Origin of the sequence: Kitasatospora sp. NBC_01560, from assembly GCF_045208415.1 — a bacterium.
In the GTDB taxonomy this organism is placed as follows: domain Bacteria; phylum Actinomycetota; class Actinomycetes; order Streptomycetales; family Streptomycetaceae; genus Kitasatospora.
This window is the reverse complement of sequence record NZ_CP109364.1, coordinates 7743632-7767130: the sequence shown is the minus strand read 5'-3', so window position 1 is coordinate 7767130 and position 23499 is coordinate 7743632. Positions and strand designations below refer to the sequence as shown.

Here is a 23499-nt window from a genome sequence, read left to right as displayed (position 1 = left end):
CCGGACGCGGGCCTCGTCAGGTGCGGGCGCCGTCGGATGCAGGGGTCGTCGGGTGCGGGCCGCCGGGCTCGGGCCGTCGGCTTCAGGACGACGGAGCGGCGTGGGCGCCGCGCCCGGGTGGCGTGCTGCCGGCGGCGGCGTCCCGGCGGTCCGCCAGCGTGTTCCCCGCCCACAGCAGCACGGCCCCGGCCAGGGCGAAGGCCCCGGTCGTCAGGAACGACGCCCCCGCGACGCGGCAGTAGCCGCCCGGGATGGTGGGGTCGAGGAACCGGTACGGGTACCAGTCGACCACCAGGCCGCGGAGCAGCGTGTAGGCGAGGTAGAGCAGCGGGAACACGAGCCAGCCGGCCGCCTCCACCCTGCTGATCCGCCGCTCGGGCGGGTCGATCAGCCAGTCGGCGAGCACGACGGCCGGCACCGCCTGGTGGACCACGTGGTGCACCCACGGCACCATCATGTCCACGGGGTACGGCGCCTGGAGGAGTCCGTACGCGAGCCCGGTGACGGTGGTGCAGAGCAGCACCGCGCCCCGTACCGTACCGGGCACCGCGTCCCGGCCGGCCCGCCCGGCCAGGCCGCCGAGCAGCAGGACGACCATCGCCGCCAGGGCGCTGAGGTTGCCGAAGTAACTGAAGAAGTCGGGCAGTCCGGTGATTCCGGTCGCGGCGCGGTGGCCCGCGAAGCCGAGCGCGACGGCGATGAGGGCCGCGAAGGCGATCCTGGCCGGGGCGAGCCATCGGTACATCCTCGGGTCCGCCTCTCCGCCGGGGCATCGGGTGCCGTGACTGCTCAGATTCAAACCCCGGCACGGGCATCCGGCCACCGGGCGGCCACCGGCGGCGTGCCACCGTCCGGCCCGACGGTGACCGGTGGGGAGGCCCGGCCGGCCTGTCGGGGGGACGGGCTAGCCTGCGGCCATGACCGAGACGACGAGCGGCGACGACCGCAGCTTCCCGCCCGCCCTGGCCGAGGTGGCCCTGGTGGAGTTCGAGTACGGCGAGGACGGCGGCGTCGACTTCGAGCCGTACGACGCATTCGACTCCGCCGAGGAAACCACCGACTGGATCCGCTCCTGGACGGGCAACCACGAGCTCGACGGTGCCGCCTACCGGGTGTTCGGGCAGGACGGCACCGGCGGCCTGGCCGCGCTCTGGCTGGTGCGGCCGGGCCGCCCGCTCGCCGAGCAGCCGGTGGTCTTCCTGGGCTCGGAGGGCGAGAGCGGCGTGGTGGCGGGGAGCCTCTCCGACTTCCTCTGGGTACTGGCCGACGGCCTCGGCCCGATGGAGGCCGCCGTCCACACGGGCTGGGAGTCCTACCCCTCCCCCGCCCTGGCCGACCTGGCCGAGCGCCACGCCGCCACCGCGCGCCGGGCCGCCGAGGAGATCATCAAGGAGGCGCAGGCCGAGTTCGCCACCTTCACGGAGGATCTCGACGCACTCTGCCGCTGAGCCGCCGCCCTCGGGCTCTCCTCCGTCAGGACGGCCACGGTGCCGCGAAGGCCCGGGCCGGGTTCGCCGTCAGCACCAGGGCCGGCAGCTCGGGGCCGAACTCGCGGGCGAGCCGCGGGGCGAGGGACGTGAGCAGGTGGGTGGGGCCCGGGGCGTGCCGGGCGGAGCGGGTGGTGGTGTCGCCCCCGAGGAGGAGTTGGCCGGCGTGACCGGCCTCCACCAGGGCGGCGACGGTGTCGAACAGGTGGTGGTCGGTGGCGTGGTGCGCGCGCGAGGGGCCGTCCAGGGCGAGGTAGGCGCCGGACGCGGCGAGGTACCGGTGCAACCGCAGGTCGGGCAGGCGGTTGAGGTGGCCCAGGATCACCCGCTGCGGCGGGACGCCGTACCGGCCGCAGAGCAGCTCCAGGACGTCGGCCGCAGCGGTGCCCAGTTCGTGGTGGACGGCGATCGGCGCGCCGGTGGCGTGGTGCGCCTCGGCGGCGGCCCGCATGACCCGCCGGGTGTGCTCGCCGAGCCCGTGGAAGTCGCCGGCCACCTTCACGAGACCGGCCCGCACGCCCGCGGGCGCGCCACGCAGTCCGGTGGTCAGCTCCTCGGTGAACAGTTCGGCGAGCCGGTCCCCGTCGTACAGCGCGGTGAGCGTGGCCGGCTCGTAGTGGACGGCCTGGTGCAGCCCGGTGGCCGCGACGATGTGCACCCCCGTGGTGCGGGACAGCTCCGCGAGCGCGTGGCCGCCGCGGCCCATGCCGTGCGGGGTCCACTGGACGAACGTCCGGCCGCCGGCCGCGGCGAAGTCCCGCAGGACCGTCCCGGCCGCGGCCGGATCGTCCAGCTCCTCGCCGGGGAGGCGGGGGCTGCGCAGGAAGAGGTGGTCGTGGGCGTCGCAGACGCCGAGCTCGGCGGGGTCGACGTCGCCGAGCACGGTGCGGACGGTGACGGGGCCGGCGCCCCGGCGGGGAGCGGCCCCGGGCCCCGGGGTGGCGGCGCTCATGCGGTGCCGGTCCCCGTCGTGGTACCGGTCCCCGTCGTGGCGCCGGTGGCCGTCGTGGTAACGGCCCCGGTGACGGGCTCCGCCCCGGTCTCGGCGAAGGTCGTGGCGGCGACCCGCAGGCCGGCCAGCGCCTTGGGCACCCCGACGTAGGGCGCGAGGTGGACGAGCACCTCCGTGATCTCCGCCGGGGTGAGCCCGATCCGCAGGCTGTTGCGGACGTGGTCGGCGAGCTGCGGCTCGACGCCGCCGAGGGCCGTCAGGGCGGCCAGGTTCGCGATCTGACGGTCGCGCAGGGCCAGCCCGGGCCGCTGGTACGTGCCGCCGAAGAGGCTGGTGACGATCCAGTCGGGGAAGCCGGGCGCCAGTGCGTCCAGGCCCGCGAGGGTGGCGGCCTGGGTCTGCGGGCCGGCGAGTTCGTTCATCAGGTCGTAGCCGGCGGCTCGGTCGAGCACGGCGGCGGTGAGCGCGGTGGGCTCCATGGGCGGGTGATCCTCTCACCAGTGGCGGCCGGCGGGCAGCCGGTCGAGTTCGGGGGCGGAAAGGTGCAGCACCCGGTAGCGGGTGCCCGGTTCGCCGGCCGGGGCGGGGCCGGCCCAGAGGGCGAAGCGCAGCAGTTCCCAGCGGCTGGGGTCGACAGCGACGGCGGCCGTGTGCAGGGCGGGGTGGTCCGGCAGGGCGCCGACGGCGGCTTCGACGGCCTCGGCCGGATCGGTGTTCTCCGGGAGGCGTTCGACGTGCCGGGTGGCGGTGACCGGCGTGCCCCGGAAGGGGCCGCGGCTCAGGCCGGTGCCGAGCCAGTGCCGGACGACGGGACGGCCGAAGTCCGCGCCGAGGCCGCGAAACCCCGGGCCCCAGAGGAAGCTGTTCATGCCCTCGGGGGTCCGCCAGAGGTAGAACGGGGCGTACTCGTTGACCGGGGCGCCGTCCTGGCCGCGCTCCCGGACGAGGTACGCCTTCAGGCCGAGGCCCGGGTGGTCGTCGAGCAGGTGGCCCTTGTCGGCGACCCGCTTGCGGATGATCCCCATGTCGTAGTCGGCGGGGAGGGTGATCGCGTACTGCATGGCGTGCACGGGCGGTCTCCTCGGGGCGCGGCCCGGCACCGCGCGGCCCGGGAGGGCGGAGCCGCGCGGCTCGGGAGGGCGGATCGATCGGGTTCGGGGCCGTGGAGCGTGGATCCGGTCCGACGGCGGGCCCGCCGCTCAGCCGAGGCGGTGGGCGGCGAGCAGGCCGAGCGCGCCGCGCACGGCCTGCTCGAAGGGCTCGGCGGTACCGGCGGCCCGGGCGAGCACGTAGCCGCCCTGGACGACGGCGACCACGGCGGCCGCGGTGTCCACCGGGTCGGCTGCCGGGGCGAGTTCGCCGGCGGCCTGACCCTCGGCGACCACCTCGGCGATCCGCCCGCGCAGCCAGTCGAAGGTCTCCTCGACGGGGGCGCGAAGCTGTGGGTCGGCGATCACGTCCGGGTCCTGGGCCATCCGGCCCATCCGGCAGCCGCGCAGTACGTCGCGCTCGCGGTGCAGGTAGGCGGCGATCCGGTCGTAGGCAGGTCCGGGGCCGGCCAGGTCCGCGGCGGCCACGGCGCGGAGCTGTTCGGCGCTGCGACGCAGTGCGGCGGCGGCGAGGTCGGGCTTGCCGGTGAAGTGGTGGTACATGCTGCCCTGGCCGACGCCGGCGTGCTGCTGGATCGCCTTGGGGCTGGTGCCGACGTAGCCGCGCTCCCAGAGGAGCTCCTGCGTGCTCTCGATGAGACGGTCCTGGGTTGCCATGCGGCCACTGTACCTACAGGTATGTACAGCTGTACATACCTGTAGGTACAGAGCTGTCGGCGCCTCCCCACTCAGGCCCGCCCGGGCAGCCGGGCAGCCGGACGGACCGTGGGCCGCCCCCCGGCGGTCCACGGTCCTGCATGATCACCGTCCCCCGGCCGAACGCACCGCACGCGCCGCACCCGCCGCACGACGGTGGCGCGCGTCACCCCACCCCGGCCGCCCGCACAGGGGCGCCGGGGCGGGCCGGCGCGCGGTCAGGGGAGCTCGCGGCGGATCACCGGGGCCACCTCGCTCGCGAACAGCTCCAACTGCTCGTGCTGCGCCCGCTCGGTGAGCGAATCCACCCCGATGCCGACCACCTCGTTGCCGAAGGCCTCGTGGTAGCGGTGGATCTTCTCGATCACCTGCTGCGGGCTGCCGACCAGGGCCGATCCGCGCTCCAACGCGTCCTCCAGCGAGGCGAACGGCGAGTTGTTGTGCTTGCCGGCGGCCGAGTTGAACATCGCGTCCCAGTACGGGCGGAAGCCCTCCACGGCGTCCTGCGACCGCTCGGCGACGAACAGCCCGCCGAAGCTCGTCCCGACCCTGGCCTCCTTCGGGTCGTGGCCGTAGTGCTCCCAGCGCTCGCGGTAGTGGTCGACCAGCGCCTTGTACTTGGCCAGCGGGTGGAAGGAGTTGGCGGAGAAGAGCGGGTCGCCGTACCGCGCCGCGAGGTCCGTCGACTGCTCGCTGGTGGCGCTGCCGTGCCAGACCGGGATCGGGTCCTGGAACGGCCGCGGTGAGGTGGTGACTTCGTGCAGCGCCGGCCGCGTGCTGCCCTCCCAGCTCACCTTCTCCTCCCGCCAGAGCCGGTGCAGCAGGCCGTAGTTCTCCGCGAGCGCCTCCCACTGCCGGTCCTCCGGCAGACCGAACAGACCGAAGTGGCGCGGGTCGTTGCCCTTGCCGATGATCAGTTCGAGCCGGCCGCCGGAGAGCTGGTCGACCATCGCGTAGTCCTCGGCGACCCGGACCGGATCCAGGATGCTCAGCACGGTGACCGTGGTGAAGAGCCGGATGGTGGAGGTACGGGCGGCGATGGCACTCAGCAGCACCGGCGGCGCGGGCGAGAGGAACGGCTCGCCGTGCCGCTCCCCCACGCCGTAGCCGTCGAAGCCGAGGCGCTCCGCGGTGACGGCCTGGTCGATGACGTTGTGCAGCTTCTCGTGCGGCGTGCGCTGCACACCGGTGACGGGGTCGGGTCCGTTGGAGACGAGGGACGAGACGGTGAACCGCATGGCGGTCTCCTTAGGGGCGGCGGGCTTCGGCCCGGTCCGGTGGAATGCGCGGGACTCCGCTGAGCCCGGCGGGAGTTGACGGGGAACGCCCGGACCTGGCCGGGCGCGATGGGACGTGATGGGAGACGGCAGCACCGCGACGTGGTGGGACATCACCGGACATCACCGGACGTCGCCGGGCCTGCGGGCGGCCGCGGAGGTTGCTGCACCGGGCGGCGCCCACGGGGGAACGGGCCGGACGACGGGGCGGCCGCAGAGGCACCGCGGGCACGGGGCCACGGCGCACGGCGACGGGCGGCCCCACGGGTGCTACCGGTGGTTAACCGATGCTGTGCGAGCTGCGGACGCCGGGGAGACGGTGGGGGCGACAACAGCGCAGGGGCACGGCACAGTCGGACATCCCCGCTCCCCCCTTCGCCTCGCACACACACGATCCACCGCGAGCATATGCACCGGTCAGGAGCGGGGCAAGAGCTTGATCCCGGCCGTCGGACTGGCAGGATGTCCGGCATGACCTACCTCGCCGCGGATGACCGCTATGCCGCCATGACCTACCGCCGGGCCGGCCGCAGTGGCGTACAGCTGCCCGCCGTCTCGCTGGGCCTGTGGCACAACTTCGGTGACACCCAGCCACTGGAGGTGCAGCGCGCCGTGCTGCGCCGGGCCTTCGACCGGGGCATCACCCACTTCGACCTCGCGAACAACTACGGCCCGCCGTACGGCAGCGCGGAGCGCAACTTCGGCTACCTGTTCGCCCAGGACTTCCGCCCGTACCGGGACGAGCTGTTCATCGCCAGCAAGGCCGGCTGGGACATGTGGCCGGGCCCGTACGGGGACGGCGGCAGCCGCAAGTACCTGCTGGCCAGCCTGGACCAGTCGCTGGACCGGATGGGCCTGGACTACGTCGACGTCTTCTACTCGCACCGCCACGACCCGGACACTCCGCTGGAGGAGACGATGGGCGCGCTGGACTCGGCGGTGCGCTCGGGCAGGGCCCTGTACGCGGGCATCTCCAACTACCCGGCCGCGCAGCACCGGGAGGCGGCGGCGATCCTCCGCGACCTGGGCACGCCGGTGCTGATGAACCAGTCCGCGTACTCGATCCTCAACCGGTACGTGGAGGACGACGTCCTCGACGCGGTCGGCGAGACGCGGACCAGCCTGATCGCCTACTCGCCGCTCGCCCAGGGCCTGCTGACCGACCGCTACCTCTCCGGCGAGGTGCCGGAGGGCTCGCGGATGTCGGTCGGCCACTTCCTCAAGGAGGAGGCGCTGACCGGCGCGAAGCTTGAGCAGCTGCGGGCCCTGAACAAGGTGGCCGAGCGGCGCGGGCAGACCCTCGCCCAGCTGGCGCTGTCCTGGGTGCTGCGCGACGAGCGGGTGGTGTCGGTGATCATCGGCGCCAGCAGCGTCAAGCAGCTGGACCAGAACATCGACGCGCTGAACGGCGGCCCGCTGACCGCCGAGGAGCTCGCGGAGATCGACGCGCTGAGCCGCTGAGCACCGGGCGCGGCGCCGGGGCCGCGTGGGGTGGGACCGGGGAGACCGGTCCACCCCCACGCGCCGCCCGCGGACCGGCCGCAGTGGCGGCGGAAGGCGTGGCGGCGGGGGCCGGCCGTGACCTGCCGGGCCGCCGGGCGTTGTACCGTCCGCACACGTCCTTCGAACCCCGGGAGTCCCCGTGCGGACGATCCTCCTTCGCGCCCTGGCCCGCTTCGCCCGGCAGTTGGCGCTCACCTCGCCCCTGCCGTTCCCCGTCCTGCCGGGCGCTCTGCCCCACACGCTAGCGGCGGTTGACGCCCAGCGCGGGTAGCACCGTCTCGGCGACCCGGTGGGCCTCCTCCAGCAGCGGATTGCCGGACAGGATGAAGGTGTCCACGCCGAGCGACTCGAACTCCTGGAGCCGCTCGATCACCTGGGCGGTGGAGCCGACCACCGCGGTACCCGGTCCGGGACGGAACAGGCTCATCCCCGGCCAGAGGTTCGGGTAGCTCTCCAACTCCCGAGCCCGGGCAGGGACCTTGCCGCCGTGCTGGCGGAACTGCCGCTGCCAGCCGACCCCGTCCTCGCCCTTGGCACCGCCGAGCTGGCGGGCGTACGTCGCCTCGCTGGTGACGTCGAGCAGCCGGTCGGCGGCGGCCCAGGCCTCCGCCTCGGTGTCACGGACGATCAGGTGCAGCCGCAGCCCGATCCGCAGGCTGCGCCCGTACGCGGCCGCCCGCGCGCGGACCAGGTCGAGCTTCTCCTTGAGCAGGTGCGGCGGCTCGCCCCAGGTCAGGTAGACGTCCACGTGCTCGGCCGCCATCTCGATACCGGCCGCCGAACTCCCGCCGAACCAGAGCGGAATGCCACCCGGCTGGACCGGGGTCAGCTCGCGCAGACTCGCGCCGGCGTTCTTCAGGTCGTAGAACTCGCCCTTGTGGTCGAAGACTTCGCCGGAGGTCAGGCGCTTGACGAGCGACCAGTACTCGGCGCTGAGCCGGTACCGGTCGTCGTGCTCGACGTCCAGACCGTACTCGCGCAGCTGCGCGGTCGACCCGTTCACCACGTTGAAGCGCAGCCGGCCGCCGTGCAGATGGTCGAAGCTCAACGCCATCTTGGCCAGCAGGGTGGGCGAGATCAGGCCCGGGTGGACGGCCAGCAGCGGCTTGAAGGCCGGGGTGGTCGCGGCGGCGAGCGCGTTGCCGAGATCCCAGACGTCGTAGAGGTCCGTCGCCAGCAGCGCACCGGTGTAGCCCAGCCGCTCGACGCTGCCCGCGAGTTGCTGCAGATAGCGGAGGTCTACCGGACGCCGGCCGGCCGGCTCCCACGGGTAGTGGCCCTCGCGCGGGATGATGTACCAGAGGACTTCGGAGGCCATCGGATCAGACCGCCTTGGCGAGCGCGGCGGCCACCGGGGCCTCCAGGGCGGGCAGATGGGCATCGGCAACGGTCACCGCACGGTCGATGAAGCCGACCTCGTGGAAGATGTCCGCCGCCTCCTGCTGCTCGGCGACGAACCCGGCCGTCGCGGGCTCCAGCCGCCACGGCAGTGCACCCAGCGCCGCCTCCCAGTCCTCGGCCGCGCCGCCCAGGTCGCCCGCGGCGATCGTGGCCGCCTCGGACAGGTGGGCTGCCACCCAGGCGTCCGCCCGGCGCAGCGCGGCGCCGATCGCGGCCACCACCTCCGGCCGGCCGGTGGCGAAGTCCCGGCGGGTGAAGAACACCGAGCGGTCGGTGATGACGTCGCCGGTCCGGATCAGCTCGCGGAACTCCCCGCCGCGCCGCGCCGCCGCCAGCTCGGCACCCTGCGCGATCCATCCGGCGATCTCACCGTCGCGAAGCCGCTGCGCCTGGTCCTCGTCGACGGCGGGGCGGACCGGCGTGATGTCGGTCGCGTAGGAGAGGCCCTCGGCGTGCAGGGCCTTGGCCAGCAGGTGGGTCTGCCAGGAGCCGACGCCCAGCACGACCGTCCCGCCCTTCAGGTCGGCCACGGACTGCACCGGGCCGTCGGCGCGCACCAGCAGCGCACCGTGGTCCGGGCGGGGCGCGGAGACCGCCGCGTACACCAGGTCGTGGCCGGCCGCCTGCGCGGTGACGGGCGGGGTCGAGCCGGTGCCGCCGAAGTCGATGGTGCCGTCCGCCAGCAGCGCGCCGGTCCGGGTGCCGTCGGCGTAGTGGTGGAACGCACCGGTCTCACCGAGCGCGGCCAGCTCCTCGTTCAGGTAGTCCAGCCGGGAGAGGTAGTAGAGCGACGGGTTGCTGGCGTGGACGCCGAGGGTGATGGCCATGGTGAACTCCAGTGCGGTGCAGTGATGGTGGGGGCCACGGTGAAGCGGATGCCCAGTGGAACGGGTGCTCAGTGGAGCAGGTGCTCAGTGCGACGGATGCTCAGTGGACGCCGAGGTCGGCGAGCAGGCCGCGGCGCAGCTCGGCGAAGGCCGGGTCCGCCGGGTCGCGCGGGTGGTCGACGGTGACGCGTTCGTCGCGGACCAGCTTGCCGTCCCGCAGGACGGCCACGCGGTCGGCGAGCCGGACGGCCTCCTCCACGTCGTGGGTGACCAGCAGGACGGCCGGGCGGTGGCGGCGGACGAGGTCGCCCACCAGGTCCTGCATGCGCAGCCGGGTCAGCGCGTCCAGCGCGGCGAACGGCTCGTCCAGCAGCAGCAGTTGAGGCTCCCGGACAAGGGCCCGGGCAAGCGCGACCCGCTGCGCCTCGCCACCGGACAGGGTGGCCGGCCACGCCTCGGCGTGCTTCTCCAGCCCGACTTCCGCCAGCGCCCGCAGCCCCGTCTCCCGGGTGGCGGCGCCGCGCGGCAGGCCGACGGTGACGTTGGCGAGCACCCGCTTGGAGGGGACCAGCCGGGGCTCCTGGAACACCACGGTGCGGACCGGCGGGACGAGGACGGTGCCGCCGTCGGCCCTGTCCAGGGCGCCGAGGATGCGCAGCAGGGTGGTCTTTCCGGTGCCGCTGGCACCGAGCAGGGCCACGAACTCGCCCCGGGCGATGGAGAGGTCGACGCCGTCGAGGACGGCCCGGGAGCCGAAGACCCGGCGCAGTCCGCGCAGGTGGACGGCGGGAGTCTCCGCGGCTGGGGTCCCCGCGGCCGGGGTCGCCGCGGCAGCGGTCCGGTCGTGGGTGGTCCGGTCATGGATGGTCGGGGTGGTCATCGGGCCGCTCCTTGGGTGGCCTTGCGCCAGGGCATCAGGAAGCGCTCCAGGAGCCGGACGACACCGTCGGCGGTGAGGCCCAGCAGCCCGTAGATCAGGATGCAGACGGCGAGGATGTCGGTGCGCGAGAAGTTCTGCGCCTGGGCCATCAAGTACCCGATGCCCTCGGTGGAGTTGATCTCCTCGGCGGCGATCAGGGCGATCACACTGAGCGTCATGGACAGCCGCAGGCCGGAAAGGAGCGAGGGCAGTGCCCCCGGCAGCACCACGGTGCGGACGATCGCCCAGCGGCCGAGGCCGAAGCTGCGCATCGCCTCGATCAGCTTGCGGTCGGTGTTGCGCACGCCGCCGGAGGTGGACACGTACATCGGGAAGCTGGTCGCGACGCCGATCAGGGCGATCTTCGCCGTCTCGGTGATGCCGAACCAGACCATGAACAGCGGCACCAGTGCCAGGAACGGCACCGTGCGCAGCACCTGGATCGCGGAGTCGAGCAGCTCCTCGCCGAGCCGGAAGAAGCCGGTGACCACACCCAGCACCAGGCCCACGCTCGCCCCGAACAGCAGGCCGAGGCCGGCCCTGGTGAGCGAGACGGTCAGCGCGTCGGCAAGCTGGCCGTTGCCCCAGAGCTCGCCGACCGCCTCGGCCACCTGGGCCGGCGAGGCGAGCACGTCCTGGGTGAGGGCGCCGGTCGCGGAGGCCAGCGCCCAGCCGCCGAGCAGCACGAGCGGACCGAGGGTGCGCAGCGTGACGGCGAGGGCGCGCGGGCGGGGCGCGGGCAGCCTGGTCCGCGGGGCGACCAGGCCGGCTTCGAGCGCGGCCGCGGTGCCGTCGTCGGCCCGGCCGCCGTCGGCACCAGTGCCGCCCTCGGCGCCGGCTGCGGCTGCGGCTGCGGCTGCGGCTGCGGCTCCCGGCGGAGCCTCGGCCGCGGCCCGGGGGTTCCCCGTCGCAGTGCTCACTTGGCGCCGCCGGCGAACGAGTCGATGGCGATCAGGTAGGGCTTCACGTCGACCAGCTGCTTGGTGACCTTCTGGTCGGCGAAGAACTGCGCGACCGTGCCGAAGCGGGTGATGTCGGCCTCGGTGATCACGTCGGCGGTGGCGAGCTGCTTGCTGACGCCGATCGCGACGTCCTTCTCCGCCGGGGTGACCGCGGTCGGGCCCGAGTCGGTGAAGACGTTCAGGTAGGCGGCCGGGTCGGCCTTCTCCTTGAGACCGTTCTCGTGCAGGTAGCTGTAGAAGGCCTTGACCACCGCCGGGTACTTCTCGGCGAAGCCGTTGCGGACCGCCCAGACCGCGTAGTTGTCGGAGCCGACCTCCTTGCCGTTGGCCAGGAAGTGCGCGCCGGAGTTGGCGATCGACGGGGTGGAGAAGGTGTTCCAGGTCGCCCAGGCGTCCACCTGGCCGGAGTTGAAGACGCCCGAGGTCTGGTCGGCGCGCAGGTAGACCCGCTCGACCTGGTCGGCCGGGACGTTGTTCTTCGCCAGCGCCTTCAGCAGGAGGTACTCGCTGGTGCCGCCCTGGGAGACGGCCACCTTCTTGCCGACGAGGTCCTGGACCGACTTGATGGGCGAGTCGTTCTTCACCAGGATGCCCTCGCCGACGCCGTCGGGGGCGGTCTGCGCGAACAGCTTGAAGCCGGGCTTCTGGGCGAGCGCGGCGACGGCGGAGGTGATCGAGCCCTGGGCGACGTCGAGCTGGTCCGCGGAGAGCGCCTGGGCGGCGGGCGCGAACGGGCCGGCGCTCCCGGTCCAGGCCGCCTTGGCGTGGACGGCGGCCAGGGCCCTGTCGAGCGAGCCGTCCTTCTTGCCGAGCGCGAGGAAGCCGTTGTTGCCCGGGTCGGGCAGGCGCAGCACGACGTCGGCCTTGCCGCCGCCGTCGGCGGAGGCCTTCGCCCCGTCGGCGGACGAGCCGCAGGCGGCCAGGGTGGTGGTGGCGAGCAGGGCGGTGGCGGCAAGGGCGAGGCGAGGGGTCTTCACGGTGCACTCCAAGGTGGTTCGGGGGGCGGGGCGGCCCGGGCAGGGCGGCAGGGGGCGCGGGGGGATCGGGAGTGGTGGGCCGGGCGCAGCTGTCGGCTGTCGAGCGTCCGGCACCGGCCGTCAGCCCCCGGCCACCGGCTGCTCGCCCGCCGCGGACCGGCGGCGGTGTTCGAGCAGCTCGCGGGCGGCGCGGAGCGGCTCCGGGTCGGCCCAGCCGCGGACGTCCACGGGGGCGGCGAGGAAGCCGTGGCGGCGCAGGAAGCGCTCCTGCTGCGCGAGCAGGTCCAGACGTTCCTCGGAGAGGTCGAGGTGCAGGGTGCGGTGGCTTCCGGCCGCGTACGCGCCTGCGACGCCCTCGGCGCCGGCCCCGGTCTCGGCCTGGAGGATCCGGCCCACCTCGGCGGGGTGCTCGGCCGCCCAGTCGGCGGCCTCCAGCAGGACGGCGAGGAAGCGGGTCACCAGGTCAGGATGCTCGTCCAGGAGCCGCTGGTGGACGGTGACCGGGCGGGGCGTGCCGTTGTTCACCCGGGCGCGGCGGTCCGGCGCCGTGTCCAGCTCGACGGCGACCTCGGCACCGACCCGGCGGGCGGCCTCGACGGCCAGCGCACCCTTGACGTACACGGCGTCCACGGCGCCGTCGCGCAGGGCGGCCAGCTCCGCCGCCCACTGCCCGCTCCCGGGCAGCGCGGGGACGTCGACCAGCTCGGCGTCGTCCAGGGTCAGCCCGGCGAGCGAGAGCGCACCGTGCAGGCCGGCCAGCGCCATCGCCCGCCAGAAGTCGATGCCGATCCCATGGCGTGGGACGGCCAGGCGCAGCCCGCGCAGCTGCCCGGGCTCGGTGATCCCGCTGCCGGCCCGGACCAGGACGACCTGCCGCTCCTCGATCCAGGTGAGGCCGATCAGCCGGGTCCGCTCGCCGCGCGAACGGGCCCAGAGCGCCGGCACGTTGCCGCCCTCGCGGAAGAGGCCGGTGAGCGCGTGGGTGTAGTGGTGGTCTGCCGCCACATCCGGCGGCGCGTCCTGGAGCGAGCGCACGGTGATGCCGTCGGCGGCGAACTCCCGCGCGAACCGGCCCTGGTCGGCGGCTATGCCGGTGGCGGTGGGGACGGGGCAGCGGGTGAACCAGAGGGTGTCCGGGGTGTCGGGGGACGCCTGGACGGCGGCGGGGGTGTGGCTGGGCACGGTGGCGGGGTTCCTCTGCGGCTGGGTGTGCGCGGGCGCGGCGGGGCGCGGGCACGGACGTGGGACGTCGGGGGTGATTCGGGGGGTCCGGAAGGGCGCGGGAGCGCGTCAGCGACAACAGACGCAGGGGGCCGGGCATCGGTGGGTTGTCACGATGCTGCTCCTTCCTGCGGTGCGACCCGTCGGCGGGCCATCGGCGAACCGGACACGGACGGTCCGGAGGGGGTGCTCCGGGCGGGACTGTCCGGTGCGATGTGCCGAGCGTTCCACGGCAACGGAGCGCGAGGCAAGCCTTTGCCACATGGTGGGATCATTGTTCATGAATGCCACTCCATTGCAACGTCACCGACACAATCGGGAAGCATCAGCTGCCATAGTCTGGAACCGACTTCGGTGATCGCACCGGAGCGCCGGACAGAACGCGAGGTGCCATGGCCGAGGCCGCAACCGCCGTCCAGAGCCCGCCGGCCGGCGCGCAGGCCGTCCAGCGGGCACTCGGACTGCTGCACTGTTTCCACGACAACGGCCCCGACCTGAGCGCCTCGGACCTCGCCCGCCGGCTGGGCCTGTCGGTCTCCACCGCGCACCGGCTGGCCCGCACCCTGGTCAGCGCCGCCTTCCTGGAGCAGGACGAGCAGACCGCCCGGTACCGGCTCGGCCCGGCCGTGGCCGAACTCGGCCAACTCAGCTTCCATCAGCGGGGCCTGCACCTCGCCGCTCCCGAGCTCGACCTGCTCTCCCGGCGCACCGGCGCCACCGCCGACCTCGCCATCCGCAGCGGCTCGCACGCGGTGATCCTGGTCGGCGCCTCCGTCCGCCCGGACACCGGGCTCGGGCTCCGCCGGCCACTGCACTCGACGGCCCTGGGCAAGGTACTGCTGGCCTGGCCGCGCCCGGGTGACTCGGGCGCGGCGGCGATCGGCCCGCTCCAGCCGTTCACCGACCGGACGATCACCGAACCGGACCTGTTGGCCGAGGAGTTGGTCAAGGTCCGGGCCGCGGGTCACGCCCTCAACGACGGCGAGTCGGCCGCCGGCGTCCGCACCGTCGCCGTCCCGGTGCTGGACGGCTCCGGGCAGGCCCGGTTCGCCCTCGCCGTGCGCTCGACGCCGGCGCACCTCACGGACGATCGGCTGGACTGGTTCCTCGGACACGCGCGGACCTGCGCGAACGCACTCGCCGTCCTGCTGCTGCCGCCGGACCAGCGGGCCTGAGCAGCACCCGGACGTCCGAAGCGCCCGGAGCCGAAGCACGAGACCCCCGGACCGCGCCCACAGCCGGACGAGCAATGCCAACACGCCTGCGCCGCAAGGCAGCTGGGCGCGAACGCCGGTGCGGGCCGGGCGTTCGCAGTGAACGCCCGGCCCGCACCGGCAGGTTGAAGCCACCGCGCCGCGGCCGCACCCCGGCCGAAGCCGGCGTTCAGCCCCGGTCCGTACCGGTGATCACACCACCGGGGTGTACTTGTAGCCGACCCGACGGACCGTCACGATGCTGTCCCGGTAGGCCGATCCGAGCTTGCGACGCAGTCGCGCCACGTGGACGTCCACCGTGCGGCCGTCGCCGACGTGGCCGTAGCCCCAGACGGCGGAGACCAGGTGGTCCCGGGTGTGCACCCGCTGCGGGTGCTCGGTCAGGTGCGCCAGCAGCTCGAACTCCAGGTACGTGAGGTCGAGCAGCCGCCCGTCGACGTAGGCGTTCCGACGCTCCACGTCCACGGTGATGCCGCGTCCGGCGGGCCGCACCGGGCGGGCACCGGCCGGACCGGCGGCCGGTGCCGCCACGATGTGACCGACGGCAGCTGCGGCGCCGGGCGTACCGGCAACACCGGTGGGACGAACCGAAACGGCCTGGCCGGCGGACGAGTTGGCCGGAGTCACCGCAGCCTCGGCGGGCACCAGCACCAGGTACCCGACCATCGGGTGACCGGCCGCTGCGCCGAACTGCGCACTGTACTGGGCGAGCAGACCCTGCGGCAGCGCACCCTGCGGAAGGGCCGCCACCACGGTGGCCCCCTCGGGCAGTGCGGCGAGCAGGGCCTGCGGTGCCTGGAGGGCCTGACCGCCCTGCGGAGCCGCGACGGGCGCCTGCGCGGCCGACGGGTGCGGGGCGGCGGCGTGCTGGGCGGACGGGTGCGGGGCCGGGGCGGACTGCGGGCCGGCCTGCTGCTGGCCGTGCCATCGCTCGGCGACGGCGGCAGTGGCGGTGGAGGGGAGGGAGCGGACCGCGCGCAGGTGCGGGGTCGCGGCGGGCAGGGGAAGGGTGGCCGTGGAAGAAGACATGGTGCCGCTCATTTCGCGCGTGACGGACGGGGTGGAGTCGTCTGCGCGTCGACCGGGCGTTGCTGCCGGGGGCTGATTCGAGGTCAGCGGGCGGAGTGCCGGGACGCGCTGGGCGAACCCGGACACGTCTGGTCGAACAGGTGCGGCTGCCGGGACGGCCAGAACGGCTCAAGGTCGGAGCGACCTCGGCTGCTGTCCACGACGTTGTTCATGCGCCCATTCAACCATGTGAACGGACTGTTGCACCGCACGCGGTGTGTCGCCCCCGTCACGCGGACAGTATCGGCGGCGGCTCTGCCACCGGTGGCGACGACAGGTGGGACGGGGGTGGAGCGGGCGAGGTTCACTGGTGCTCTCCGCGAAGCGGGTCCGGGCGACGGCAATGCCCCGGACGGGGCGTCCGGCGGTGCCTGGTCGACGAGTTGACGGATCGTCAGCATCCGGCCGCGAGGGCGGCGGGAGGGCCGGGAACGGCGCGGCGGGTGAGACCGGCCAGGGGATCCGTCGAAGGGGCGGGGACGGTCGGGTGCGTCACCGACAGCAGGCGCTGCAGGTCAGCGCGTGGTCGATGTACCGGCGGACCGTCAGGGCCGGCGTGGGCGGAGCAGGGGCGTGCGCGGCGGCTGCGCGGCGCTGGTCGATCGTCACGGTACTGCACCTCCCCCTCACTACTGGCCTCGTTGCCGGCCCTCGTTGCCGTGGCGCCGCTGTCGGGCACCCGGTTCCGGGGCCCTTCAGGTGTTCCGAGGCGCCCGACAGCAGGGCCGGGCGGCCTTCCGTTCACAGAGCCTTCCACGCCGAGCCAATCAAGGCAACCTCCCGGACATCGAACGTCCGGAATGCGGACCTCACAATGAGACGGCGCACCTCGAAGGCCAGGTCGGGGCGGTTCCGAACGACCGCTCAGACCCGTGCCGGGGCCCCGCGCCGACGCTCGGCGGCATGCTCGACCAGCGTGACCAGCAGCTCCTTGCCGTCCTCGCGCCGGCGCGCGTCACAGAGCAGCACCGGGATCCCCGGGTCCAGGTCGAGCGCCTCCCGGACCTCCTCGGGCGCGAAGGCCTCCGTCCCCTCGAAGCAGTTCACCGCCACCACGAACGGGATACCGCGCTGCTCGAAGAAGTCGACCGACGGGAAGCAGTCCGCCAGTCGCCGGGTGTCGGCGAGGACCACCGCGCCGAGCGCGCCGCGGGCCAGCTCGTCCCAGACGAACCAGAACCGGTCCTGGCCCGGCGTGCCGAACAGGTAGAGCGCGAGCCCGGGCCGCAGGTCGATCCGGCCGAAGTCCATCGCCACCGTGGTGGTGCGCTTGGTCTCCACGCCCGAGGTGTCGTCCACCGGGCGGCCGAGCTCGCTCAGCTCCTCCTCGGTACGCAGCGGGCGGATCTCGCTCACCGAGCCGACCAGGGTGGTCTTGCCCGCCCCGAAGCCACCCGCGACCAGGATCTTCACGGCGACGCCCGGGCCGCCGCGCCACCGCGGGTCGGTGGCGGAGCCGGCCGCGGCGCCCCGGCCGGCGGCGGCGCCGGGGGCGGCGTTCTCGTGGTGGTCAGAGCGCACGGAGTCCATTGATCACGTCTCGCAGCAGGCGCTCGTCCGGGAGCTCGGCGAGCGGAACGGGTCGGGTGACGCTGATCAGTTCGGCGTCGTAGAGGTCGCCGAGCAGCACCCGGACCACGCTGACCGGGAGGTCGGTGTAGGAGCCGAGTTCGGCGACGGACAGCGGCTCCCGGCGGCACCAGGCCAGGATGGTCTGGTGCTCCGGGTCGAGCACGTGCGCGGGTACGGCTCCCGCGTCCGGGGCGGGGTCGGCGGCGGTGATCAGCGAGATCAGGTCGAACAGGCCGTCCTCGACCGGCCGGGTACGGCCCCGGGTCATCGAGTACAGCCGCACCACCGGCCCGGCCTCGTCGTCGAACCACCGGTCGTCGACCGGGGTTCGCGGCTCGAACAGGTCGATCCCGGGCTCGTCCCCGCCCGGGTCGTCCGGTTCGAGCTCCGGCTCCTCCGCCGCCATCGGGTCCGCCATCGGGCCGCTCATCTCCCCGGCGGGGCGGCTTCGGTGCGCGGCTCGGCCGCCAGGTGCTCGCCGACCCGCTTGACCAGCAGGGCCATCTCGTAGGCGATCTGGCCGATGTCGGCCTCGGCCTCGCTGAGGACCGCCAGGCAGCTGCCGTCGCCGGCCGCGGTGATGAAGAGGAACGCCTCGTCCAGCTCCACCATGGTCTGGCGGACGCCGCCGACCTTGAAGTGGCCGCCCGCGCCCTTGGCCAGGCTGTGGAATCCGGCCGCCACGGCGGCCAGGTGCTCGGCGTCCTCGCGCTCCAGGCCCCGGGAGGCGCCGGTGGCCAGCCCGTCGCTGGAGAGGATCACCGCGTGCCGCAGCGCCGCGACGCGTCCCACGAGGTCGTCCAGGAGCCAGTTGAGGTCTCCGGCCGACTGCGTCGAAGTGGTCATGAATCAGTTCCTTCCGCTGGAGCGGGTGGTGCGGGCGGTGCGGGCGATGCCGGTACTGCCGTGGGTGAGCGTGAGGGTGGGGAGAACACGGACGGTGGTGCGGATGATGCCGGTGTTGCGGGTGTCACGGGCGCCGGCAGCGGGCCCCGGGCGAAGCGCGGCGCCGGCGGTGCGGACGGCACGCGCCGGGCGAGCGGGGCCGAGCCACTGGCGGGCGGGGCGGGCAGCGCCGCCTGCGCGGGGGCCGGGGCGATCGCCCGGCGGGCCGGGTCCGGCGGCAGCCAGGTGGGCACGGCGGTGGGCCTGGCGGCCGGGGCCGCCGGGGCGGTGGCGCCGCGCCCCCGGGTGAAGCCGCGCTGGAACGACGCGAAGGCGGCGCGGGCCTCCTCCGGCGAGCGCTCCCGGACGGGCTCGCTGTCGGCGCTCCGGCCGTTGCCGGCCTCGGCGTCCTGGGTGGCGCGTTCGCGCAGCTGCGGGGCGAGGCTCGCCTGGCGGATCCGGCGCGGCAGGGCTCCGGTGCCGGCCGTGGTCGCGGCCGCGGGCGCCGTGGCCGCCGTCGCTGCGGCCGCCTTGCCGGTGTCCACCGGCGCGGAGCCCTGCGCGGCGGCGGCCGCCGCCGCAAGCTCCTCGCGGCGGTGCCGGCCGGTGCCCGGGGAGGTCTCGTCGGCGGGGCTCGGCACCAGCACCGGCCCGCCCTTGGTGCGGGAGCGCCGCGGCAGTCCGCCCGGGGTGCGGGCCGGCTCGGGCGCCGACGGCCGCGGCCCGCCGCTCACCCGGTGGCGGCCGCCCTGGCCGGCTCCGGTGGCCCCCGCCCGGCGGCCGTCCGGACCGCTGCCGGTGGTGGCGTCACCGGCGGGCGCGTCCTGGCCGCTCTCGCCGCTCAGCGCCGGCACGGCGACCAAGTCCCGCTGGCCCTTGCGCACGGCCACCGGCCGCCGCCCGGCCCCGGCCGCCGCGCCCGCCCCGCCGGCCGGCTCCGGCAGCCCGTCCGGCGCCTCCGCCAGCAGCTCGCGCGGGATCAGCACCACCGCGGTCGTCCCCCCGTACGGCGAGGGCCTCAGGTGGACGCGGATGCCGTGCCGGCGGGCCAGCCGGCTGACCACGAACAGGCCGAGCCGGTCGGTGTCGGCGAGGTCGAACTCCTGCTCCACGGCGAGTCGTTCGTTGATCTCGGCGGTGGCCTGCTCGCCGAGCCCGAGACCGCGGTCGTCGATCTCCAGGGCGAAGCCGTGCGCCACCACCTCGCCCTGGACGGTCACCTGGGTGTTGGGCGGGGAGAACACCGCGGCGTTCTCCACCAGTTCGGCCACCAGGTGGGTGACGTCCGCGACGGCGCTGCCCAGCAGCCCGGTACCGGGGAACGGCCGGACGGTCACCCGGGCGTAGTCCTCCACCTCGCCGACGGCGGCGCGGACGACGTCCACCATCCGCACCGGCTTGCGCCAGGCCCGGCCGGGCGAGCCGCCGGCCAGGATGATCAGGCCCTCGGCGTGGCGGCGCATGCGGGTGGTGAGGTGGTCGACCTTGAAGAGGTCCTCCAGCTCGGCCGGGTCCTCGGTGCGGCGCTCCATGGTGTCCAGCAGGGTCAGCTGGCGGTGCAGCAGCACCTGGCTGCGCCGGGCCAGGTTGACGAAGACCGCCGAGACGCCGCGCCGCAGCTCGGCCTGTTCGACGGCGGCCTCGACGGCGGCCCGCTGCACGGCGTTGATCGCCCGGCCGACCTGGCCGACCTCGGCCGGCCCGAACTCCAGCTCCGGCGCCTCGGTCGCGACGTCCACCGCCTCGCCCTTGCGCAGCCGCAGCATGACGGAGGGCAGCCGGGTGCCGGCCAGCTCGTTGGCCGCGTTGCGCAGGCCGATCAGCTCGCGGGCCAGCCCGCGGCCGATCCGGTAGGAGATCACGATCGAGAGCACGACGGCGATCAGGCCGATCACACCCGCGATGCCGCCGCGCCAGAGCAGGCCCATCGCGTAGGACTGCTCGCGGTCGCCGATCGTCACGGCCAGCCGGGAGTTGATCGCGGCGAGGTCGCCCAGCGCGCGGTCGGCCGTCTCGCGCCAGGAGTCGCCGTTGATCGCCTGGACCACCCGGTCGGGCCCGCCCGCGCCGACGAAGTCGGCCTCGGCGCGGGCCAGCGCGGCCCAGGCCTCGCCGCCCCGCAGGGCGATGTAGTCGCTCTGGTCGGCCGGTTCGAGCTCGGCGATGTAGACGGTGAACAGGGCCTGCTGGTTGTGCAGGGCGTCCATCGCGGTCTGGTACTGCTCGGAGGTCGGCCGGCCGGTGGCCGTCCGCAGCCCCTCCATCGCCGCGTCCTCCTGCGAGAGGTACTCGCGGGCGCGTGCCAGCTCGATCAGGATCGTGCCCTGGCGGGGCAGTTGGCCGCTCTGCCGGGCGACGAAGGCGGACCGGAAGCCGAAGGTGGGCTTGACCAGGTCGCTGTACTGGTCGAGGGCGAACTCCCAGTTGAGCGCCGCGCGGTTGATCTGGCCGCGCAACGGGGTCAGCTGGTCGGCGGCGGCGAGGATCTGCACGTAGCGGCCGCGCTGCGCGGAGTCGAGCTTGCCGCCGCCCGAGTCCTTCTTCTGCCGCAGGACGCCGAGGTCCTGGTCGGTGACGGCCTGCGCGTGCTCGAAGGCGTCCCGGGCGGCCCGCGAGGACGGGTCGGCCAGCCGCTTGACGGCGGCCCGGCGCTCGTTCTGCAGGTCGTACGCGTACTGGTCGACCGGCCTGCCGAACTCCTTGTACGTACTGCTGACCTCCAGCTGGCTCCAGACGTCTCCGGTGGTGGCGAGCGTCGCGTAGGCCCACAGGGCGGTGAGCGCGACGATGGGCACCAGGAGCAGCGCGATGATCTTCGCGCGGATCGAGCTGCTGCGCAGACGCATGGAGTCCTCGGTCGGGGAAGTGCCAGGCGCGGACGGGGAGCGGTTCGAGCGGGGGACGGGGGCTTCGACGGGCGCCGGAAGGCTCGAAGCCCGCGGGGCGGCCGGGCGGTCGGACAGGAGGTCGGGCGGGGGTCGGGCGGTCGGGCACCTGACTGGTCGGTCGGGCGGACGGGCAGTCGCCGACCGCGTGGGTGGACGGCAAACCAACGGTCCGGGCCGGGGCCCCGGCCGCAGGTCTGCGAGAGCCTACTACGCCCTGACCACTCGTTCGAGGGTCGAACCCGTCCTCTCTGCCGCCAATCCCGATCACGCCCGGATCACGCCCGCGATCATGCCCGGACCGCGCCCGGACGTGGCTGTGACCCGACCGCAACGGGACTGCGGACGGATCCGCGCCACCCCCGGATCGGAACCCCGTCCTGTCCGGATCGTCCCGAACATCCCGGATTCACCCCCTCGCCCCCCACCCCGCGCCCCGGCCGTCACGGCACTTTCCCTACGGACCGGTGCCGATCTCGTCGCGTCACGGTCACAACCCTGGGCAGTGACAGACCGATCCGATAGTTTCGCTCCACCTGCCCGACCGGTCAGCGTGCCGCCGAGCCGGACGCCCGAACGGGCCCGGCAGGCAGGGGCCGCAAACGGGATCGGGGGCAGTGTGCGCGAGTTCAGCTCCCCCGCCCCGGCCGGTCCCCCGGTCACCGGCGGTCTGGCCGACTCGCTGTACGACGCCGCCGAACGCACACCCGGCCTGGTCCAGTTGGCCCGCCCGGACGCCACCGGCCAGGAGTGGCACGACGTCACCGCGGCGGCCTTCCGCGACGAGGTGCTGGCCCTCGCCAAGGGCCTGCTGACCCGCGGGGTCCGGTACGGCGACCGGGTGGCCCTGATGTCCCGCACCCGCTACGAGTGGACGCTGTTCGACTACGCACTCTGGTCGATCGGCGCGATCAGCGTCCCGGTCTACCCGACGGCGGCCCCCGAACAGGTCCGCTGGATCCTGGCCGAGACCCAGGCCGTGGCCTGTCTGGTCGAGGACGAGGACCACGCCATGACGGTCGGCGCGGTCTGCGACGCGCTGCCGGAGCTCACCGGCATCTGGCAGCTCGACCGGGGCTGTGTCGCCGCGATCACCGAGGACGGCCGCGGGGTGCCCGACTCCCTCGTCCACCGCCAGCGGCTCGGCGTCGCGCCGGAGAACGTCGCCACCGTCGTCTACACCTCGGGCACCACCGGCCGGCCCAAGGGCTGCCTGCTCAGCCACGCCAACCTCGCCGGCGCGGCCGACGCCCTGCTCGCCGGCTGGGCCGAGGAGTTCCGGGACACCGGCGGCGGCCCGCCCTCCACCCTGCTGTTCCTCCCGCTCGCCCACGTCTACGGCCGGATGGTGCAGGTCGCGGCGGTGCGCGGCGGCTTCCGGATCGGGCACCTCCCCGAGGTCTCCACCGACGCCCTGCTGCCCGCCCTGGCCACCTACCGGCCGACCTTCCTGCACCTCGTCCCGTACGTCTTCGAGAAGATCTTCCAGCAGGCCCGGCGGGCCGCCGAGGAGGCCGGGCGGGCCGAACTCTTCGAGCAGGCCCGTCAGGTGGCCGTCGAGTGGGCCGCCGCCCGCGAGCAGCGCGCGCTCGGCCACGGCCCCGGGCCGGGCCCGAAACTGCGGCTGCGCCACCTCGCGTACGAGCGGACGGTCTACCCACGGCTGCGGGCGGTGCTCGGCGGTCGGGTCCGCGGGGTGATGTGCGGCGGCTCCGCACTGAACCGGGACGTGGGCCTCTTCTTCACCGGCATCGGCCTCAACCTGTACGAGGGCTACGGCCTCACCGAGACCGCCGCGGCGGTCACCGCCAACCCGGCCGGCCGGCAGAAGATCGGCACGGTGGGCCGGCCGATGCCCGGCGCCACGGTGGCCATCGCCGACGACGGCGAGGTCTGGGTGCGCGGCCCCGGCGTGTTCGGCGGCTACCTCAACCACCCCGGCTGCACGGCCGAGACGCTGTACGACGGCTGGTTCGGCACCGGCGACCTCGGCAGCCTGGACGAGGACGGGTACCTCTCCATCACCGGCCGCAAGAAGGACCTGATCGTCACCAGCAGTGGCAAGAACCTCGCCCCGGGCGCCCTGGAGGAGCGGGTCCAGGCGCACCACCTGGTCTCCCAGTGCCTGGTGGTCGGCGACGACCGCCCGTACGTGGCGGCGCTGATCACGCTGGACCCGGCGGCCCTGGCGCACTGGCTGAAGTCGCACGGCCGCGAGCAGCTGGACACCTGGGCGGCGCTCGGCGACGAGGAGCTGCACGCCGAGATCCAGCGCGCGGTGGCCGCCGCCAACACCGCGGTGTCCCGCGCCGAGTCGATCCGGGCCTTCCGGCTGCTGCCCCGCGAGTTCGGCATGGACCAGGGGCTGCTCACGCCCTCGCTGAAGCTCCGCCGGGCGGCCGTCACCGAGTACTACGCGCAGGACATCGAAGAGCTGTACGCCCCCTGACGATGCGTCTTGTCCCTTTTGCGGCACGGGCTGCGGCGCGCGGTCAACCCGCCGTTCCCTTGACGATCCGAGTGGTCCAGTCCATTGTTCTGCCA

The 23499-nt window shown here is 74.4% G+C and carries 21 protein-coding genes; 4 read left to right on the top strand and 17 right to left on the bottom strand.

The window, feature by feature from the left end; translation table 11 throughout:
• Window positions 1–82: 82 nt before the first annotated feature.
• Window positions 83–745, bottom strand: coding sequence for a Pr6Pr family membrane protein (locus OH807_RS33505; RefSeq protein ID WP_406206742.1), 663 nt, complete (start codon window positions 743–745; stop codon window positions 83–85).
• A gap of 172 nt (window positions 746–917) precedes the next feature.
• Here OH807_RS33505 and OH807_RS33500 point away from each other — a divergent pair, with 172 nt between their 5' ends.
• Window positions 918–1448, top strand: a complete 531-nt coding sequence (locus OH807_RS33500) for an SMI1/KNR4 family protein (RefSeq protein ID WP_406206740.1) — start codon at window positions 918–920, stop codon at window positions 1446–1448.
• 25 nt (window positions 1449–1473) lie between these two features.
• On the opposite strand, the gene OH807_RS33495 is transcribed toward OH807_RS33500, so the two are convergent.
• From OH807_RS33495 to OH807_RS33475, 5 genes are all read right to left on the bottom strand, one after another.
• On the bottom strand, window positions 1474–2439 hold the full coding sequence (locus tag OH807_RS33495; protein ID WP_406206739.1) for a phosphotriesterase: 966 nt from the start codon (window positions 2437–2439) through the stop codon (window positions 1474–1476).
• Window positions 2436–2918: a carboxymuconolactone decarboxylase family protein gene (locus tag OH807_RS33490; RefSeq protein WP_406206736.1), complete on the bottom strand. Its 483-nt coding sequence runs from the start codon at window positions 2916–2918 to the stop codon at window positions 2436–2438. Before OH807_RS33490 ends, OH807_RS33495 begins: the two co-directional genes overlap by 4 nt.
• A gap of 15 nt (window positions 2919–2933) precedes the next feature.
• A complete protein-coding gene (locus tag OH807_RS33485; RefSeq protein ID WP_406206733.1) occupies window positions 2934–3509 on the bottom strand; it encodes a DUF4865 family protein in 576 nt (191 codons plus the stop codon).
• 129 nt (window positions 3510–3638) lie between these two features.
• Entirely contained in the window at window positions 3639–4205 is a 567-nt protein-coding gene (locus tag OH807_RS33480) for a TetR/AcrR family transcriptional regulator (RefSeq protein WP_406206730.1), read from the bottom strand.
• A gap of 257 nt (window positions 4206–4462) precedes the next feature.
• Complete coding sequence (locus OH807_RS33475; protein ID WP_406206727.1) at window positions 4463–5482, bottom strand: LLM class flavin-dependent oxidoreductase; 1020 nt, start codon at window positions 5480–5482, stop codon at window positions 4463–4465.
• Window positions 5483–5992: 510 nt separating this feature from the next.
• Here OH807_RS33475 and OH807_RS33470 point away from each other — a divergent pair.
• Window positions 5993–6982, top strand: coding sequence for an aldo/keto reductase (locus OH807_RS33470; protein WP_406206725.1), 990 nt, complete (start codon window positions 5993–5995; stop codon window positions 6980–6982).
• Between the two features lie 283 nt (window positions 6983–7265).
• On the opposite strand, the gene OH807_RS33465 is transcribed toward OH807_RS33470, so the two are convergent.
• The 6 genes from OH807_RS33465 to OH807_RS33440 form a co-directional block, all read right to left on the bottom strand.
• The gene (locus OH807_RS33465; RefSeq protein WP_406206722.1) at window positions 7266–8342 is read right to left on the bottom strand and encodes an LLM class flavin-dependent oxidoreductase; all 1077 of its coding nucleotides are present in this window, start codon (window positions 8340–8342) and stop codon (window positions 7266–7268) included.
• Window positions 8343–8346: 4 nt separating this feature from the next.
• Window positions 8347–9252: an ABC transporter substrate-binding protein gene (locus OH807_RS33460; protein ID WP_406206719.1), complete on the bottom strand. Its 906-nt coding sequence runs from the start codon at window positions 9250–9252 to the stop codon at window positions 8347–8349.
• Between the two features lie 100 nt (window positions 9253–9352).
• Window positions 9353–10132, bottom strand: a complete 780-nt coding sequence (locus OH807_RS33455) for an ABC transporter ATP-binding protein (RefSeq protein ID WP_406206716.1) — start codon at window positions 10130–10132, stop codon at window positions 9353–9355.
• Window positions 10129–10935: an ABC transporter permease gene (locus OH807_RS33450; RefSeq protein ID WP_406211335.1), complete on the bottom strand. Its 807-nt coding sequence runs from the start codon at window positions 10933–10935 to the stop codon at window positions 10129–10131. Before OH807_RS33450 ends, OH807_RS33455 begins: the two co-directional genes overlap by 4 nt.
• 152 nt (window positions 10936–11087) lie before the next feature.
• Entirely contained in the window at window positions 11088–12110 is a 1023-nt protein-coding gene (locus tag OH807_RS33445; protein ID WP_406206713.1) for an NrtA/SsuA/CpmA family ABC transporter substrate-binding protein, read from the bottom strand.
• Between the two features lie 120 nt (window positions 12111–12230).
• On the bottom strand, window positions 12231–13292 hold the full coding sequence (locus OH807_RS33440) for an ABC transporter substrate-binding protein (RefSeq protein ID WP_406206710.1): 1062 nt from the start codon (window positions 13290–13292) through the stop codon (window positions 12231–12233).
• A gap of 431 nt (window positions 13293–13723) precedes the next feature.
• On the opposite strand from OH807_RS33440, the gene OH807_RS33435 reads away from it, so the two are divergent.
• Window positions 13724–14506: an IclR family transcriptional regulator gene (locus OH807_RS33435; RefSeq protein ID WP_406206707.1), complete on the top strand. Its 783-nt coding sequence runs from the start codon at window positions 13724–13726 to the stop codon at window positions 14504–14506.
• Between the two features lie 231 nt (window positions 14507–14737).
• Here OH807_RS33435 and OH807_RS33430 read toward each other — a convergent pair whose 3' ends face one another.
• The 5 genes from OH807_RS33430 to OH807_RS33410 form a co-directional block, all read right to left on the bottom strand.
• Window positions 14738–15574, bottom strand: coding sequence for a winged helix-turn-helix domain-containing protein (locus OH807_RS33430; RefSeq protein ID WP_406206704.1), 837 nt, complete (start codon window positions 15572–15574; stop codon window positions 14738–14740).
• A gap of 903 nt (window positions 15575–16477) precedes the next feature.
• Window positions 16478–17143, bottom strand: a complete 666-nt coding sequence (locus OH807_RS33425) for a GTP-binding protein (protein ID WP_406206701.1) — start codon at window positions 17141–17143, stop codon at window positions 16478–16480.
• Window positions 17124–17603, bottom strand: a complete 480-nt coding sequence (locus OH807_RS33420; protein WP_406206698.1) for a DUF742 domain-containing protein — start codon at window positions 17601–17603, stop codon at window positions 17124–17126. Before OH807_RS33420 ends, OH807_RS33425 begins: the two co-directional genes overlap by 20 nt.
• Before the next feature lie 8 nt (window positions 17604–17611).
• Window positions 17612–18031 carry a roadblock/LC7 domain-containing protein gene (locus OH807_RS33415; RefSeq protein WP_406206695.1) on the bottom strand — a complete coding sequence of 140 codons (420 nt, stop codon included), beginning with the start codon at window positions 18029–18031 and terminating at the stop codon, window positions 17612–17614.
• Window positions 18028–20916 (bottom strand): nitrate- and nitrite sensing domain-containing protein, encoded by a 2889-nt coding sequence (locus OH807_RS33410; protein ID WP_406206693.1) that lies wholly within the window; start codon window positions 20914–20916, stop codon window positions 18028–18030. Before OH807_RS33410 ends, OH807_RS33415 begins: the two co-directional genes overlap by 4 nt.
• A gap of 658 nt (window positions 20917–21574) precedes the next feature.
• On the opposite strand from OH807_RS33410, the gene OH807_RS33405 reads away from it, so the two are divergent.
• Window positions 21575–23404, top strand: coding sequence for an AMP-dependent synthetase/ligase (locus tag OH807_RS33405; protein WP_406206691.1), 1830 nt, complete (start codon window positions 21575–21577; stop codon window positions 23402–23404).
• The last annotated feature ends 95 nt before the right edge of the window (window positions 23405–23499 follow it).

What these genes read in the sequence shown, in the direction of transcription:
- OH807_RS33505 (WP_406206742.1), bottom strand. Translation starts at nt 745, where the DNA reads ATGTACCGATGGCTCGCCCCGGCCAGGATCGCCTTCGCGGCCCTCATC.
- OH807_RS33500 (WP_406206740.1), top strand. Translation starts at nt 918, where the DNA reads ATGACCGAGACGACGAGCGGCGACGACCGCAGCTTCCCGCCCGCCCTG.
- OH807_RS33495 (WP_406206739.1), bottom strand. Translation starts at nt 2,439, where the DNA reads ATGAGCGCCGCCACCCCGGGGCCCGGGGCCGCTCCCCGCCGGGGCGCC.
- OH807_RS33490 (WP_406206736.1), bottom strand. Translation starts at nt 2,918, where the DNA reads ATGGAGCCCACCGCGCTCACCGCCGCCGTGCTCGACCGAGCCGCCGGC.
- OH807_RS33480 (WP_406206730.1), bottom strand. Translation starts at nt 4,205, where the DNA reads ATGGCAACCCAGGACCGTCTCATCGAGAGCACGCAGGAGCTCCTCTGG.
- OH807_RS33475 (WP_406206727.1), bottom strand. Translation starts at nt 5,482, where the DNA reads ATGCGGTTCACCGTCTCGTCCCTCGTCTCCAACGGACCCGACCCCGTC.
- OH807_RS33470 (WP_406206725.1), top strand. Translation starts at nt 5,993, where the DNA reads ATGACCTACCTCGCCGCGGATGACCGCTATGCCGCCATGACCTACCGC.
- OH807_RS33465 (WP_406206722.1), bottom strand. Translation starts at nt 8,342, where the DNA reads ATGGCCTCCGAAGTCCTCTGGTACATCATCCCGCGCGAGGGCCACTAC.
- OH807_RS33460 (WP_406206719.1), bottom strand. Translation starts at nt 9,252, where the DNA reads ATGGCCATCACCCTCGGCGTCCACGCCAGCAACCCGTCGCTCTACTAC.
- OH807_RS33455 (WP_406206716.1), bottom strand. Translation starts at nt 10,132, where the DNA reads ATGACCACCCCGACCATCCATGACCGGACCACCCACGACCGGACCGCT.
- OH807_RS33435 (WP_406206707.1), top strand. Translation starts at nt 13,724, where the DNA reads ATGGCCGAGGCCGCAACCGCCGTCCAGAGCCCGCCGGCCGGCGCGCAG.
- OH807_RS33430 (WP_406206704.1), bottom strand. Translation starts at nt 15,574, where the DNA reads ATGTCTTCTTCCACGGCCACCCTTCCCCTGCCCGCCGCGACCCCGCAC.
- OH807_RS33425 (WP_406206701.1), bottom strand. Translation starts at nt 17,143, where the DNA reads ATGGACTCCGTGCGCTCTGACCACCACGAGAACGCCGCCCCCGGCGCC.
- OH807_RS33420 (WP_406206698.1), bottom strand. Translation starts at nt 17,603, where the DNA reads ATGGCGGACCCGATGGCGGCGGAGGAGCCGGAGCTCGAACCGGACGAC.
- OH807_RS33415 (WP_406206695.1), bottom strand. Translation starts at nt 18,031, where the DNA reads ATGACCACTTCGACGCAGTCGGCCGGAGACCTCAACTGGCTCCTGGAC.
- OH807_RS33410 (WP_406206693.1), bottom strand. Translation starts at nt 20,916, where the DNA reads ATGCGTCTGCGCAGCAGCTCGATCCGCGCGAAGATCATCGCGCTGCTC.